Source organism: Stappia indica, assembly GCF_020177335.1.
Classification (GTDB): Bacteria; Pseudomonadota; Alphaproteobacteria; order Rhizobiales; family Stappiaceae; genus Stappia; species Stappia indica_B.
Genome location: NZ_JAIVMG010000011.1, coordinates 71,040 through 84,398, shown reverse-complemented (window position 1 = coordinate 84,398; position 13,359 = coordinate 71,040). Strand labels below are relative to the sequence as shown.

Sequence of the window (13,359 nt, the reverse complement as noted above, 5' to 3'; positions counted from 1 at the left end):
AAAGACCATGACCATGACCACGCCCGTCTTTCGCTTCGCCCCCTCCCCCAACGGCCAGTTGCATCTCGGCCATGCCCTGTCGGCGATCCTCAATTTCGAGGCGGCGCGGGCAACTGGCGGCCGCTTCCTCTTGCGCATCGAGGATATCGACCGGACCCGCTGCACGCCGGAGCTGGAAGCGGGCATCTTCACCGACCTTGCCTGGCTTGGCCTTCACTGGGAAACCCCCGTCCGCCGCCAGAGCGACCATTTCTCCGACTATCGCACCGCGCTCGACAGGCTGACCACCCTTGGGCTGGTCTACCCGGCCTATCTCACCCGGGCGGAAATCGCCGGTGCGGTTGCCCAGGCAGAGGCAGCGGGCAGGCTCTGGCCGCGCGATCCCGATGGCGCGCCGCTTTATCCCGGCGATGCCGCCGTGCTTGGCCCCGAGGCGCTGCACCAGCGGATCGCGGCCGGCACCGGTCACGCCCTTCGGCTCGACATGAAAAAAGCGCTGCGGCTGGCGGGCGGGCCGCTCTTCTGGGAGGAGACCGGCGCCGGTCCGGACGGGGAGCGCGGGCGCATTGCCGCCGATCCGGCCCGCTGGGGCGATGTGGTGCTGGCGCGCAAGGATACGCCCACCAGCTATCACCTTTCCGTGGTGATCGACGATGCCGCGCAAGGGGTGACCCATGTGATGCGCGGCCAGGACCTCTTCCAGGCCACCGCCGTCCACCGGCTGTTGCAACAGCTTCTGGACCTGCCGCAGCCGGTCTATCATCACCACCGTCTGGTGCTGGACGAGACGGGACGGAAACTGTCGAAATCGCGCGGCGACACCGCCCTCGGCGCCTTGCGCGAAAGCGGGGCCAGCCCCGATGACATTCGCCGGAGGGTCGGCCTATAGGCCGAGGAAGGCCATCCAGCCGCCGGTGACCACCACGGCGGCAGCGGTGGTGAAGGTGATCGAATTGGCCGACATGGCATGGCCGGTGCCGTAGCGGGCGGCGAACAGGAAGGCGTTGACCCCGGTCGGGCAGGCGGCAATCAGGGTTGCCACCGACACCCAGAGCGGCGACATGCCGACCACATGGGCGGCCATCACGTAAACCACCGCCGGCATCGCCACCAGCTTCAGGGCGCTCAGCAGCACCGCCGGCCCGATGTTGCCGCGCACCCCATAGGCCACCATGCTCATGCCCAGTGAGAACAGCGCCACCGGCACCGCCGCCCCGGCGATGCGGCCAAGCACATCGGCAAGAATGCCCTCGACCGGCCAGCCGAGGATCCGCCAGGCGCCGCCGGCGAGGATGCCGATCACGATCGGGTTGGTCGCCAGGCTGGCGCCGATCTCGCGCAGCACGCCGCCCAGCGGCTTCGGCGCCTGGGTGCCATCGAGCACCGCCGCCCGCTCCATCAGCACCGCACAGGCAATGGTCATCACCGGCAGATGCACCGAGATCAGGAGAAACAGCGGCACCAGCCCCTCTTCGCCGTGAATGGCGGTGATCAGCGGAATGCCCACCAGAACCGTGTTGGCGAAGCCGGCGGAGATGCCGGCAATCACCCCGGCGCGGGCGTCGCGGCCGAACGCCAGCCGGACGAGCAGCGTGCCCGCCGTCCAGATCACCGCGACACCGGTGAAATAGGAGATCCACAGCCCCCAGGGCGACGCCCCATCGAGCGAGCTGGTGGCCAGCGTGCGGAAGATCAGCACCGGAATGGCGATGACGAACACGAACTGACCGAGCGCGTCGCCAATCGACGGATCGAGCAGCCGACTGCGGGCGGCAAGATAACCAAGGCCGATCAGGGCGAAGACCGGCAGCACGATGGCAAGGATTTGCTGAACCATCCCCGCTCTTTCGCATGGGGCGGGGCGGACGGCAAGCAGCCGCGCGCCGAGCGCGCCCTCCGGTGCCGGCGCCTTCAAACCTGGCCGCGCAGGACGCAAGGGCCGAACCACTGAGGGCCGGATGAGCGATGGAATGTCTTGATTCCGCTGCCCGCAGCGGCAAAAGTCCCCCTGGGGCACAGCCCTGTGCGGATGCCCCGTTGCAAGGGGCCAGAGACCGGATGAAAGCGGAATGAACAAGCAGGACAAAGGCCCGATGTCGGCGGGTAGCGGCCCGGGCAGCGTCACCGAGCGCGAGGCGGCGCTGGTTCATGACCTGCGCACCCCGCTTGCCGCCATGCGCACGGCGGCCGAGATGATCGGCTGCGAACCGACCACCCGCCGCCAATCCGCCGCACTGGAAACCCTGATTGCCGCCATCGACGCCATGCTGCAGATGACCGGCGATCTGATCGGCGCGCCGCCGCCCGGACCGCAGGCCGCCGGCCCGCTGATCGCCGGCGTGGCGGAGCTTTTCGCCGGCCATGCCCGCGCCCGGGGGCTCACCCTGGGCGTGGACATCGCCCCGGCCCTTCAGGCGGATCGGATCCCGGAGCCGCTGGCTCTGCGGCAAATCCTCTCCGCCCTCATCGACAATGCGGTGAAATACACCCCCGAAGGCGGGCTCAGGCTCGACGCCCGGCGGCAGGACGACCGGTTGATCGTGGAGATCGCCGATACCGGCATCGGTATTCCGCCTCAGGAAACCGCCTGGATCTTCGAACCGCGCGCCCGCGCGGGCAATGCCGACGGCACCGCGCCCGGGACCGGTCTGGGCCTGTGGAGCGCGGCCCGGGCCGCGGCGCTGGCCGGCGGACGGCTCGATCTGGTGGAAAGCACCGCCGCCGGTAGCCGCTTTCGCCTGACCCTGCCGCTGGCCAGCGTCACCAAGGCGCCGCCGGAGGAGAACACCGGAGACATTGCTGAACCTCAGGCCAGGATGGAAACCGACGCGGCCCCGCTGACCGGACGGCGCTATCTGGTGGTGGATGACAATTCCGCCGGTCGCGAGGTGATCGCCACCGTGCTGCGGTCCTTTGGCGGCGACGCGATGCTGGCGGCAAGCGGCCGTGAGGCATTGGACCGGCTCGCCGCCGGCACCTTCGATCTCGTCCTGATGGATATTCACATGCCGGAGATGGACGGCTACGCCACCCTGTCCCGGATCCGCAGCCGCTCGGCACAGCCGAACCTGCCGGTGGTCGCCGTCACCGCCGATCCTGCCTGCGAGGAACTGGAAGCGGCCGGATTCGACGCGGTGCTTGCCAAGCCGGTCGCCCCCCGCCAGGTGCTGGAGCTGCTGCGCCGCTTTTCCCCGGCCAGGCCGGCGGAGGCGCTGGCCGGCTGACCGCGGCGCGGCCATGCGCGGCGCGTGGGCTCAGACGACGACGATGCCCGCGTGCTTGGCCTTGTGTTCCGGCTCCACATGGATCGTCGTCCGCGCTCCGGGCACATCCCGCGAGATCGCCTCCTCGATCCGGTCGCAGATGTCATGGGCGGTTTCCACGGTCATGGTGCCCGGCACCACCAGATGGAAGTCGACGAACACCACGTGGCCAGCCGAGCGGGTCCTGAGGTCATGGGCTTCCAGCGCGCCTTCGCCCGCCGTGGAGATCATCTCGCGGATCCGCTCCTGCAGCGCCGGCGCCACCGCCTCATCCATCAGCCCGCCGACGGATTCCTTCATCAAACCCCAGCCGGACCAGAGAATGTTGAGGGCGACGATGCCCGCCAGCAGGGAATCCAGCGCCTGAATGCCGGTCAGGAGTACCAGCACCACACCGAACAGCACCCCGACCGAGGACACCACATCGGTGACCAGATGCTTGCCATCGGCCACCAGCGCCAGCGAGCGATGCGCCCGGCCGACCCGGATCAGCACGAAGGCCCAGGCGCCGTTGATCAGGCTTGCCGCACCGTTGATCAGCAAGCCCTCGGCGGAGAAGATCACCGGCTGCGGCGCCACATAGGCAAGCCAGGCCTCGCGCACGATCGACAGGGCAGCGAGCACGATCATCACGCCGACCAGAACGGCGGCGAAATACTCCGCCTTGTCATGCCCGTAAGGGTGATTGCTGTCCGCCGGCTTGGAGGCAAACCAGACAGCGACGAAGGCCGCCACCGCCGAAGCCACGTTGACGACCGACTCCAGCGCATCGGAATAAAGCGCCACCGATCCGGTCCACCAGTAGGCGACGAATTTCAAGCCGAGCACAAGGAGCCCGATGGCGATGCTCCCAAGGGCGATGCGCAGTCTGAAAGTCATGGAAAGCGGCCCTCGTTCGCCACGGATGCCCGGGACCGGAACGTTCGAACCGCACATCCCGCGTCCGGTGTTCCGCCAGCGGCAAAGGCCTAGCATCTTCACCGGCGAACACAAAGCCGCCGGCGGAAAAAACGAAAGCGACGGGGGAAAACGGGCACAACCGCCCGTCTCAGAGGAACCCGGCGCCGAGGATCGGACCCGGCCGCCCCCGGATCTCCACCTGTACCAGCGCCGCGCAGTTGGACGCGCCGCTCTTGCGCACCTCGCTCACCGGCAGGCGAAAGACCGCGCGGCCGCCCTCCCACATGCCGACCGCGCGGATATCGCGCACCACATTGGAATAGGCGATCCTGCGCCCGGTATTTTCGCCCCGGCCGATTGCCACCTCGACCCGCCTGCCGATACCGAGAAAATACACCGTCGCCATCCGCACCGCCGGAGGCAACTCGCCGGTCACATGGATCTCGATCAGATCGCCCTGGCGCTTCAGCTCCACTCGCGCCGGCAGCGCATCTGCCTCGGCCAGCCCGCGCGTCAGCGCCCGCCGGTCACTGCCGACCAGATGCCGGGCACCGTTGACCACCATTTGCGGCGTATAGACCGCCCGGTCGCCGCGCGCCTCCGCATAGCCCCGCTGGCGGGCGCTGTTGGCCGGCGTGGCGAGCGTATCCTTCCAGCCGAGATAGTCCCAGTAGTCGACCGAATAGGACAGCGCCACCAGATCCGTGCGGCCGACAAGTTCGGAGAACAGCCGATCCGCCGGCGGGCAGGAGGAGCACCCCTGGCTGGTGAACAACTCCACCACCGCCCGCGGCCGCTCGGTAGCCGCCGCCGGCACTGTGGCGGCAAACGCGGCAAGCGCAGCGCAAAGGGTGAAGACAAGAGCCTGTCGCATGAGACGGATCATCGGTTCGCGGGCGGGAAGGCCGGATCCGGTCCGGCTTTCTTCGCCCCGACCATACGCAGCCCACCGTTCAATGGCGAGTCACGAGCGCTTGAGGCCGCCCCGGGATCAGGGGCCCAGATCCCAGTCAGAGATCAGGGGCGCGGGTCGGCCAGCACCTTTTCCAACTCCGGCAGGAACACGGCGCTGTAGCTTTCTTCCGAGAGCGGGCCGATGAACTTGTAGCGGATCGTCCCGCTCGCATCGACGATGAAGGTCTCCGGCACGCCATACACCCCCCAGAGGATGCCGGCACGGCCGTTGTCGTCGGCGCCGACCCGGTCATAGGGGTTGCCGAGCGTGCCGAGGAACCGCCGGGCGTTCTCCGGCTTGTCCTTGTAGTTGAGGCCGATCATCTGCGCCCGCCCGTCCCGGGCGAGCTTCTCCAGCAGCGGATGCTCCTGCCGGCAGGGCACGCACCAGGAGGCGAAGACGTTGACGACACTCACCTTGCCCAGAAGATCGGCGCGGGACACACCGGGCAGCGGTACGCCGTCATCGACCAGTCCTTCCACCGGCGGCAGGGAAAACTCCGGTGCCGGCTTGTTGATCAACGCCGATGGCACCTGCGAGGTATCGCGCCCGCTGAGGATCTGCATCAGGAACAGCACCGCCAGCAGTCCGAAGACGATCAGCGGCAACAGCGCCACCAGCGGGATCCGGCGCCGCTTCGGGGCCGGGCCGCCGCTCGCCCCGTCCATGCCCGCGCTCATGACGGCGTTCCCGAAGGCCGGGCGCCGGAGCGGCGGCGCACCCCTTGCCGTTCCAGCTCCGCCAGCTTGCCCTTCAGCGCCGCATGATCGGCCAGGATCCAGCCGAACAGCGCGGCGATGACGACGGTGGTGATGCCGAAGCTGGCGAGGATGAACCCCGCATGCGGGCCGAGATCGAGCAACTGGGTCATTCCGCGGCCTGTGGTGTGGCGACGCCGTGCCGGGCACTGGCGGCGTGCAGTTGCAGGGTTCGCACCCGGCGGCGCAGGATCTCGTTGCGCATCGCCATCAGGTGCATGACGAGGAACAGGAGGGTGAAGGCCAAGGCCATCACCGACAGCGGCCACAGGATCGAGGCATGGATGGTCGGACCGTCCATGCGGATCACGCTGGCCGGCTGATGCAGCGTGTTCCACCAGTCGACGGAAAACTTGATGATCGGCAGGTTGATCGCGCCGACCAGGGTGAGCACGGCGGCGGCCTTGCCGGCGCGGATCGGATCCTCGATCGTCCGCCACAGGGCGATCAGCCCCAGATACATGATGAACAGCACCAGCACCGAGGTCAGCCGCGCGTCCCACACCCAGTAGGTGCCCCACATCGGCTTGCCCCAGAGCGATCCGGTGATCAGCGAGACGAAGGTGAAGGCCGCCCCGATCGGCGCCGCCGCCTTGGCCGAGACATCGGCCAGCGGGTGCTTCCAGATCAAGGTGCCCAGCGCCGACAGCGCCATGGTCGAATAGCACAGCATCGACAGCCAGGCCGCCGGCACATGCAGATACATGATCTTCACCGTCGCGCCCTGCTGGTAGTCGTCCGGCGCGACGAAGAAGGTGAGATAGAGCCCCGCCACGAAGGCGGCCACGCAAGCGACCGAAACCCAGGGCAGCAGTCGCTGCGCCAGGCTCAGGAACCGGGTCGGGTTGGCGAGGTCAAGGATAGCCATGTCACCGTTCTAGTGTTGGATGCCCGCGCTTTCAATGCACCGATGGGCGGCATAATGCCTTGACGAGCGTCAATCGCTGGAAAACCGCAGCGCCAGCGCCGAGGCGACCGGCCCGACCACCAATGCGATCAGGCTGAGCGCGCACAGAAACAGGAAGGGGGTCAGGAACGGCGCCGGCTCCCGCGTCACCGCCCCGGCGGCACTGACGCCGAAGATCAGCACCGGAATGCTGAACGGAATGACCAGCACGGCCAGCAGCAGCCCGCCGCGCCGCAGCGACACGGTCAACGCCGCGCCGATCGCCCCGATCAGCGTCAGCGCCGGCGTGCCGGCCAGAAGGGTCAGCGTCACCGCACCCACCGCCAGCGGCTCAAGATTGAGGAAGATCGACAGCACCGGCGCGGCAATCACCAGCGGCAGGCCGGTGCCGAGCCAATGGGCGGCGCATTTGACCAGCACCAGCAGCTCCAGCGGCCGGCCGGCCATCAGCATCAGATCGAGCGACCCGTCGTCGCGGTCGGCCTGGAACAGGCGGTCGAGCCCGAGCAGGGTGGCCAGCAGCGCGCCGATCCACAGGACCGCCGGGCCGATCAGCGCCAGAAGATTGAGATCCGGGCCAACGCCGAAGGGAATGACGGTGATCACGGCCAGGAAGAACAGAACGCCGATCAGCGCACCGCCGCCGACCCTGACCGACAAGCGCAACTCTCGCAGGAAAAGAGCCCAGACCCAGCCGCTCATGCCGCCCGCTCCAGCCGCAGGCTCGCCACATCCGGCAGGTCCAGATCCTGGTGGGTCGCGGCAAGGATCATGCCGCCGGCGGCAAGATGGTCGCGCATCAAGCCGGTCAAGGTTTCCTCCGAAGCGCTGTCGAGCGCCGAGGTCGGCTCGTCCAGCAGCCAGATCGGCCGCAAGGTCACCATCAACCGCGCCAGCGACAAGCGGCGGCGCTGGCCGGCGGACAGATAGGCGGCAGGAAGGTGAGCGGTATGCAGGATGCCCAGATGCTCCAGCGCCGCCTCCGGCGCGACCGGACCCCGATCCCCCGGCAGCGGCGCCGGCTGCACGAAGCGGGTCCAGAAGGTGAGATTTTCCAACACCGACATGGCCGGCTTCAACGCATCCTGATGGCCGAAATAGTGGCAGTGTTCCCCGACACTGTGCTCCGGCAACCCGTCCTCGACCGCAAGCTGGCCGGCCGCGGGCTGCACCAACCCGGCAATCACCCGCAACAGGCTGGACTTGCCGACCCCGTTCGGCCCACGCACCACCAGGGCACGGCCGGAAGCGAGGCTTAGCGACAGATCGGAGAACACGCGGCGGCCGCCACGATCGCAGGCTAGGGTGTCGGCAACGAGGCGCATGGCGATCCGGAACGGTTTCGGGAAACGAACAAGGCGACCCGCAACGCGGGCCTTCTCCGCATCGCATGCCCGGCGGACTTCGATCAAGAGGCAATCCATCGCACCCGTCCTCCGCCGGGCTGCCGCAGGGGCGCCCGCCAGCGGGGCGGCCTATCCTATTTGCCGACACCACACAGGCGCGTATCCGCTGGCACCGCGCGACAAAATTCGCTATACGGGCGCCAACTCGCGTGCTGATCGCACTCCGGTGCGGCAGCGCGGCATAATCGCACGCCGCCGGCACGCCGCCGGACTTCGCCAGAAGTCGACAGGGGCGGTGACCGGATCGCGCATCGAGGGTACGCCCGGCCGCCGGCCGGGCCGCACCGAGTTCAGGAAGGGGATCGCCAGTCGTGACCAAATCTCTCGACAGTTTCAACGCCAAGCAGACCCTCAAGGTCGGCGACAAGACCTACACCTACTTCTCCATTCCCGAGGCGGAGAAGAACGGACTTGAAGGTGTTTCCAAGTTGCCGTTCTCGCTGAAGGTGGTTCTGGAGAACCTGCTGCGGTTCGAGGACGGACGCACGGTCACCAAGCAGGACATCCTCGCCTGCGCCGAATGGCTGAAGACGCGCAAGTCCAGCCACGAGATTTCCTACCGTCCGGCCCGCGTGCTGATGCAGGACTTCACCGGCGTTCCGGCCGTGGTCGATCTTGCGGCCATGCGCGATGCCGCGGTCAAGCTTGGCGGCGACCCGAAGAAGGTGAACCCGCAGGTGCCCGTCGATCTGGTGATCGACCACTCGGTGATGGTCGACTATTTCGGCACCGGCGATGCCTTCAAGCAGAACGTGGAGCTGGAATACGAGCGCAACGGCGAGCGTTACGAGTTCCTGCGCTGGGGCCAGTCCGCCTTTGACAACTTCCGCGCGGTTCCCCCGGGCACCGGCATCTGTCACCAGGTCAACCTGGAGTATCTCGCCCAGACCGTCTGGACCAAGGACGAGGACGGCGAGACGGTGGCCTATCCGGACACGCTGGTCGGCACGGACAGCCACACCACCATGGTCAACGGCATGGCCGTTCTCGGCTGGGGCGTCGGCGGCATCGAGGCGGAAGCGGCCATGCTCGGCCAGCCGATCTCCATGCTGATCCCCGAGGTCGTCGGCTTCAAGCTGACCGGCAAGCTCAACGAGGGTATCACCGCCACCGACCTGGTGCTGCGCGTCGTCGAGATGCTGCGCCAGAAGGGCGTGGTCGGCAAGTTCGTCGAATTCTACGGCCCGGGCCTCGACAACCTGTCGCTCGAAGACGCCGCGACGATCGCCAACATGGCACCGGAATACGGCGCGACCTGCGGCTTCTTCCCGGTCGATGGCGACACCATGCAGTACCTGCGCTCCACCGGCCGCGACAGCGACCGCATCGCGCTGGTCGAAGCCTATGCCAAGGCACAGGGCATGTACCGCGAAGGGACCGAAGAGCCGGTCTTCACCGACACGCTGGAACTCGACATCTCCACCGTCGTTCCCTCGATCGCCGGCCCGAAGCGCCCGCAGGACCGCGTTGCCCTGACCGAAGCAGCGGCGAAATTCGCCGACGCCCTGACCGAGATCAAGGGCGGCGCCAAGGACACCTCCGCACTTCCCACCTCCAATGGCGAATCCCGCTACATCAACGAAGGCGCGACCGGCGTCCTCGACGCACCGCATCAGCGCTATGACGTCAATGGCAAGGAGCATGGTCTGGCCGATGGCGACGTGGTGATCGCGGCCATCACCTCCTGCACCAACACCTCGAACCCGAGCGTGCTGATCGGCGCCGGCCTCGTCGCCCGCAACGCACTGAAGAAGGGCCTCAAGGTCAAGCCGTGGGTGAAGACCTCGCTCGCGCCGGGCTCGCAGGTGGTCACCGACTATCTGGAAAAGGCTGGCGTTCAGGCCGATCTCGACGCGCTCGGCTTCAACCTGACCGGCTATGGCTGCACCACCTGTATCGGCAACTCCGGTCCGCTCGATCCGGAGATTTCCAAGACGATCAACGACAACGATCTGGTCGCCTGTTCGGTGCTTTCGGGCAACCGCAACTTCGAAGGCCGCGTCAATCCGGACGTGCGGGCGAACTACCTCGCCTCGCCGCCGCTGGTCGTCGCCTACGCCATCGCCGGCTCCATGCACGTCAACGTCGCCACCGACCCGCTCGGTGAGGACCAGGACGGCAACCCGGTCTATCTCAAGGACATCTGGCCGACCAACGAGGAGATCACCGATCTCATCCGTTCGTCGATCACCGAGGAAATGTTCCGCGAGCGCTATTCCGACGTCTTCAAGGGCGACAAGCACTGGCAGGCGATCAAGGTCGAAGGCGGCATGACCTACGGCTGGCCGGCCGGCTCGACCTACGTCCAGAACCCGCCCTACTTCGAGGGCATGACCATGGAGCCGAAGCCGCTCGAGGATATCGAGAGCGCGGCGGTGCTGGGGCTGTTCCTCGACAGCATCACCACCGACCACATCTCGCCCGCCGGCTCGATCAAGGCCGACGCCCCGGCAGGCACCTACCTGCAGGAGCATCAGGTCGCGAAGAAGGACTTCAACTCCTACGGTTCGCGCCGCGGCAACCATGAAGTCATGATGCGCGGCACCTTCGCCAACATCCGCATCAAGAACCAGATGGTTCCGGGCGTCGAGGGCGGCGTGACCCTCAAGGACGGCGAGCAGAAGTGGATCTACGACGCGGCCATGGACTACAAGGCCGACGGCACCCCGCTCGTCATCTTCGCCGGCAAGGAATACGGCACCGGCTCGTCCCGCGACTGGGCGGCGAAGGGCACCCGGCTTCTCGGCGTACGCGCCGTGATCGCCCAGTCCTTCGAGCGTATCCACCGCTCCAACCTGGTCGGCATGGGCGTTCTGCCGTTCACCTTCAAGGACGGCGAGAGCTGGCAGAGCCACGGCATCACCGGCACCGAGAAGGTGACCATCAAGGGTGTCACCGAGTTGAAGCCGCGCCAGATGGTCGATGTGGAAGTGACCTATGCCGATGGCACCACCAAGGTGATCGAGGTGCTGTGCCGCATCGACACCGAGGACGAGCTGGAATACGTCCGCTCCGGCGGCATCCTGCACTACGTGCTGCGCAACCTCGTCTCCAACTGATCCGGACCCGGCGGGATCTCCTCCCGCCGGCGCCCATCGAAACAGGAAAAGGCCGGCGGATCACTCCGCCGGCCTTTTTCATTGAAATCATTGAGAAAAATCCCGGCCGTTCGGCCAAGAGCTCACGTCGCGCTCACCCGGCGAGGATCGCCTGCAGCAGCCGGGCATAGATCCGCTCCACGGTTTCCGCCGCCGCGCCGCCAAGCCGATGCGCATAGGAGAGGCCCGGCGCCGCATTCACCTCCAGCACCACCGCTGACGATCCCTCCACCAGGAGATCGACGCCGGCAAAGCGCAGGCCCAGTGCCGCGGCTGCCCGCACCGCCGTCTCGGCAATCCCCGGCGCCAGCGCTTCCGTCACCTCCACCGCGCCGCCGCCGGTGGACAGATTGGCATTGGGCAGAAGCGCGATCCGCTCTCCGGCGCCCGGCACCATGTCGAGTTGAAGGTTGTTTGCTGCAAGATGGGCGGAAATCCGGGGATCCTCGGGTGCAATCCGCGCCCCATGACCGCCCTCGGCAAAGCCTGTCACCGCCGCGCCCGCCAGCGCCCGCAGCGAGCGGATGCCATCGCCTGTGACGGTGAAGGGGGTGCGATGGAACGCGGCCAGAACCTCACCATCGAGCACCACAAGGCGGAAATCCTCGCCCGCCACCGCCTTTTGCACCAGCACCCGGTCATGGATCTGGAAGAGATCGTCGAGCGCGGCACAAAGCGCACGCTCCTCGCCGACCTTCACCACCCCGTCGCCTTCCGAGCCTTCGTTCGGCTTGACGAACAGCGGATAACCGCTGGCCGCCGCGAAGGCGCAAGCCTGCGGCACGCCGGCCAGCCTCGCCGCCACCTGCGGGTTCTTCAGACGAAGCGCGGCGGCCCGGCGCGGGGCATGAACCAAGAGCCCGCGCGGCACGGCAAGACCAGCCGCCGCCAGAAAGCGGGCGGCATAATCCTTGTCCTTGGCAAGAGCGGCCGCGCCGGCGCCGTTGATGTCGAAACTGGTGCCCTTGAACATGCGCCGCCGGCCATCGGCGCCGGTGATAGAGCCGGCATAGCCATAGTCCGGCTCGACGGTCAGCACCGCGCCATGGGCCGTGCACAGCCGCTCCAGAATGGCCACCCAAAGCGGCGGGCGCAAGCCCCGGGGGGAGGGCGCCGGCGCGGTCAGGTCGCTGACAATTTCGGCGGAATCGACGACAATTTCACGCATTTCTGTCGCGTTCGCGTCGTTATTTGCCGCGCCGCTGCATCAGGTTGGCGTTATAGTCGATCTTGAACAGCTTCGGATTGGTCGGGCCGTTGACCTTGGTGTTGTAGATCGCCACCGAGGTGTCATAGCCTTGCGCGTCGGTCACCGTCCATTGCTTCAGGGCGATGGTCTCCGCATCGAAGATCAGCGTCAGCTTGCCCGAGCCGAAGGTGCTGTCATCGGCCAGCACCACGGTGACCAGATCCGGTTCCACCGAGACGCCGGAGACCTGCGCGTCCTTCTCCAGGTTGATCTTGTCCGCCAGGAGGAAGCGCAAGGGGGTTTCCGACAGCGGCCAGATATCCTGGGTCGCCATCTTCCGGTCCTTCACCGACACCGACTTGCCATCGGCGACGATATCCACCTTCGACGGCGGATTGTAATAGAAGCGGATCCGCCCCGGCCGGGCCATGTAGAACTTGCCTTCCGCCCGTTCGCCATTCGGGCCGAACTGGATGAAGTCGCCATGCATGGTCTTCAGCGAGTTGAAATAGGCGTTGACCTCGGCAAGCGAGCGCTTCTGCTCCGACGACAGCGACGCGGCCATGGCCGGAGCCAGACCAGCAACCGCCAGGAGTGCGGCACCTGCCGCCAGAACGGCGGCCTTGCGAAGAAACGAACGGCGGGCGAGTGTCATGCGGAAAACTCCGTCGATAGGGCGCGGCCCAATGAGAATGCCAGTTTCGGAAACGGCGCGCCAGTTGCAAGCCTGATCCGGGAAACCGGCGGAGAGATGGCACGGGACTGCGGCGAAAGCCCGTCCTGTCAGTGCCGAACCGGCTGACCGGTGATCCGGCGGGCGGGCGGGGAGGGCCGCGGCTCCATGCCCCGCACCAGCTTCAGGCTACGGACCTCTAGCAAGAGC

At 67.2% G+C, this 13,359-nt stretch carries 13 protein-coding genes; 3 read left to right on the top strand and 10 right to left on the bottom strand.

Annotation, left to right across the window (positions count from 1 at the left end; translation table 11 throughout):
• Positions 1-13: 13 nt before the first annotated feature.
• Positions 14-889 (top strand): tRNA glutamyl-Q(34) synthetase GluQRS, encoded by an 876-nt coding sequence (gene gluQRS, locus LC062_RS15340; RefSeq protein WP_224911991.1) that lies wholly within the window; start codon positions 14-16, stop codon positions 887-889.
• Here the strand turns inward: gluQRS and LC062_RS15335 are convergent.
• Positions 884-1,837 (bottom strand): AEC family transporter, encoded by a 954-nt coding sequence (locus tag LC062_RS15335; RefSeq protein ID WP_224911906.1) that lies wholly within the window; start codon positions 1,835-1,837, stop codon positions 884-886. The genes gluQRS and LC062_RS15335 overlap by 6 nt on opposite strands.
• Before the next feature lie 232 nt (positions 1,838-2,069).
• Between LC062_RS15335 and LC062_RS15330 the strand changes: the two genes are divergently transcribed.
• Complete coding sequence (locus LC062_RS15330) at positions 2,070-3,224, top strand: ATP-binding protein (protein ID WP_224911905.1); 1,155 nt, start codon at positions 2,070-2,072, stop codon at positions 3,222-3,224.
• Positions 3,225-3,254: 30 nt separating this feature from the next.
• Here LC062_RS15330 and LC062_RS15325 read toward each other — a convergent pair whose 3' ends face one another.
• The 7 genes from LC062_RS15325 to ccmA all read right to left on the bottom strand — a co-directional run bounded on the left by LC062_RS15325 (position 3,255) and on the right by ccmA (position 8,108).
• Positions 3,255-4,142, bottom strand: a complete 888-nt coding sequence (locus LC062_RS15325; RefSeq protein WP_224911904.1) for a cation diffusion facilitator family transporter — start codon at positions 4,140-4,142, stop codon at positions 3,255-3,257.
• A gap of 169 nt (positions 4,143-4,311) precedes the next feature.
• Positions 4,312-5,037, bottom strand: coding sequence for a DUF1223 domain-containing protein (locus LC062_RS15320; protein WP_224911903.1), 726 nt, complete (start codon positions 5,035-5,037; stop codon positions 4,312-4,314).
• Positions 5,038-5,180: 143 nt separating this feature from the next.
• A complete protein-coding gene (locus LC062_RS15315; protein ID WP_224911902.1) occupies positions 5,181-5,798 on the bottom strand; it encodes a DsbE family thiol:disulfide interchange protein in 618 nt (205 codons plus the stop codon).
• A complete protein-coding gene (ccmD, locus tag LC062_RS15310) occupies positions 5,795-5,989 on the bottom strand; it encodes a heme exporter protein CcmD (protein WP_181761126.1) in 195 nt (64 codons plus the stop codon). Before ccmD ends, LC062_RS15315 begins: the two co-directional genes overlap by 4 nt.
• Entirely contained in the window at positions 5,986-6,744 is a 759-nt protein-coding gene (locus LC062_RS15305) for a heme ABC transporter permease (protein WP_181761127.1), read from the bottom strand. Before LC062_RS15305 ends, ccmD begins: the two co-directional genes overlap by 4 nt.
• Positions 6,745-6,813: 69 nt before the next feature.
• Positions 6,814-7,485 carry a heme exporter protein CcmB gene (ccmB, locus tag LC062_RS15300; protein ID WP_224911901.1) on the bottom strand — a complete coding sequence of 224 codons (672 nt, stop codon included), beginning with the start codon at positions 7,483-7,485 and terminating at the stop codon, positions 6,814-6,816.
• Positions 7,482-8,108, bottom strand: a complete 627-nt coding sequence (gene ccmA, locus LC062_RS15295; protein ID WP_224911990.1) for a heme ABC exporter ATP-binding protein CcmA — start codon at positions 8,106-8,108, stop codon at positions 7,482-7,484. The genes ccmB and ccmA overlap by 4 nt, the downstream gene beginning before the upstream one ends.
• 392 nt (positions 8,109-8,500) lie before the next feature.
• Between ccmA and acnA the strand changes: the two genes are divergently transcribed.
• A complete protein-coding gene (gene acnA / locus LC062_RS15290) occupies positions 8,501-11,248 on the top strand; it encodes an aconitate hydratase AcnA (protein WP_224911900.1) in 2,748 nt (915 codons plus the stop codon).
• A 133-nt stretch (positions 11,249-11,381) separates the two neighbouring features.
• Here the strand turns inward: acnA and LC062_RS15285 are convergent, their stop codons facing one another.
• Together LC062_RS15285 and LC062_RS15280 are read right to left on the bottom strand one after the other, a co-directional pair.
• The gene (locus tag LC062_RS15285) at positions 11,382-12,455 is read right to left on the bottom strand and encodes an ATP-dependent carboxylate-amine ligase (protein ID WP_224911899.1); all 1,074 of its coding nucleotides are present in this window, start codon (positions 12,453-12,455) and stop codon (positions 11,382-11,384) included.
• A gap of 19 nt (positions 12,456-12,474) precedes the next feature.
• The gene (locus tag LC062_RS15280; protein WP_224911898.1) at positions 12,475-13,131 is read right to left on the bottom strand and encodes an outer-membrane lipoprotein carrier protein LolA; all 657 of its coding nucleotides are present in this window, start codon (positions 13,129-13,131) and stop codon (positions 12,475-12,477) included.
• Between the last annotated feature and the right edge of the window lie 228 nt (positions 13,132-13,359).